This is a genomic window from Mesorhizobium sp. P5_C1, from assembly GCF_054049815.1.
The window spans coordinates 1-1677 of sequence record NZ_JBFULQ010000849.1 but is presented as its reverse complement, the minus strand read 5'-3'; the positions used below and the strand labels follow the sequence as shown (position 1 = coordinate 1677).

Genomic DNA, 1677 nt, shown 5'->3' with positions numbered 1-1677 from the left:
CCCCTGATCAGTCTGTGTCGAGGTCTTGCCCTGAGCCTGCTCGTCGGTCTGGACCTTTGCTTTCCCCTGGGCCTGTTGGTTGGTGGTCGCACTAGCCTTGCCCTGCGCCTGCTGGTGTCTGGATCTTGGACTTGCCCTGAGCCTGCTGGTCCGCTTGGACCTTGGCCTTGCCTTGGGCCTGCTCGTCGGTCTTGAGCTTGGGCTTTGCCCTGAGCCTGCTGAACCGTCTGGACCTTGCCTTGCCTTGCCTTGCCTTGCCTTGCCTTGCCTTGCCTTGCCTTGCCTTGCCTTGCCTTGGGCCTCACCCATCTTCATCTTCGAACCCTTTTGGCAGTCGGCCGCGCCGGCTACGCAATTGGCGTTAGCGCCCGACTGAGTTTCGGCCGGGTTTTGCCCGGTGGCAGCGGAGGTTCTGGCAATCCTTGGAGTGCGCCGCTAGAGCTGGCCCCGCGCCTGTCAGTTTGCGCATGTCCCCTGCATCCGCTCGGAGTGGGCAAAACATACCGAGGCGGGCAATTTCGCGTTCAGCGACAACGTGTCGAGGAGGACGAACATGGCCGTGGCTAAGAAGGACCAGGAGCGCATCACATACGCGGGGAATGTACGGGTGCGCAGGCCCGCAAGGACGGCAAGGCTCGAACTGTTCCGCAGGTCTGGGACGAATCGCCGATGCATGGCTGTTGGGGTTTTACGGTGAGCCCATCACTGGCGCCAACAAGGCCAAGCCGGTCGGCGACCWGATGGAAGCGGAAGTTGACGAAACTGSCGTGAGYSAGCSRCGTCAGTCGACCAGCWRAYRRATTTAGGAACATTTTTGCCGGCTAGGAATTCATGGGTCTCTTRGCGGTGGAGGCTTTCATGACCCAACGACGCGTCGACAAGGARCGGATTGAGCGCGCTGATCGCGAATCGAAACTGACRATYGAGGCTGAGCGTCTRGCSAGAGAKGCSAAGACGGCGCGRCTGCGAGMGCAGCGCCTTTCTGCGGAATCATCTGTCGAAAAGAAGGATCCCGCCGAACGTCATCGAGGCGCCGTCAAGAAAGCAGCACGAAAGATTATTGAGGTCGAGTGAGAAAGTAGCCCGGAACCGTAAGTCTTCGCCACCCGTCGATCGTGGCTGTCTGACTGGCAGTCTTCAGCGGCCGTGATTTTCCGTCTTCTCCGGTGCCTGGCCGTAGACGCCATCGGTTCCTGGTTTCGGCCAATCTCTGCCTTGTCAGACGTGCCAATCGCCTGGAACAAAGCCTTTCAGCGGAGGTTTACCCAGCGACGGGACTGATACTTTCGAGGAGACTTCCCATGAAACACATTGGGCGGCGGTTTCCGTGTACCATTGCCTGATGTGCAATAGGCGAACCGGCAGAACTGTTTGCGGGCGGGCACATTCACGGACAACTGGTCACCGGGTTCGAAACAATCTAGCATCTGGCATTCCAGCGAAACTTAACTCCGTTGTTGGTCGCGCCCATAGCACCTCAGCGGTGGGCCAGGTAGGCGTTCATGCCCCTCTTGATTGCCCTGCGAGCTTCCGCGGCGTTCTGCCAGCCCTTGAACTTTATGGTCTTGCCCGTTCCAAGCACCGACGAGAGAAAGAACTGTTCGATTTCGCGCCGCAAATCATCAGGAACACGATCCGCGGCCACCGGCTCGTCTGTAGCGTCCTCTCGATGGGGAG

1 pseudogene is annotated in these 1677 nt (G+C 59.4%); it reads right to left on the bottom strand.

The annotated features are described in order from the left end of the window. Positions 1–1477: 1477 nt before the first annotated feature. A pseudogene (locus ACXJ7R_RS31905) lies at positions 1478–1677 on the bottom strand (inorganic diphosphatase); the annotation flags it as partial.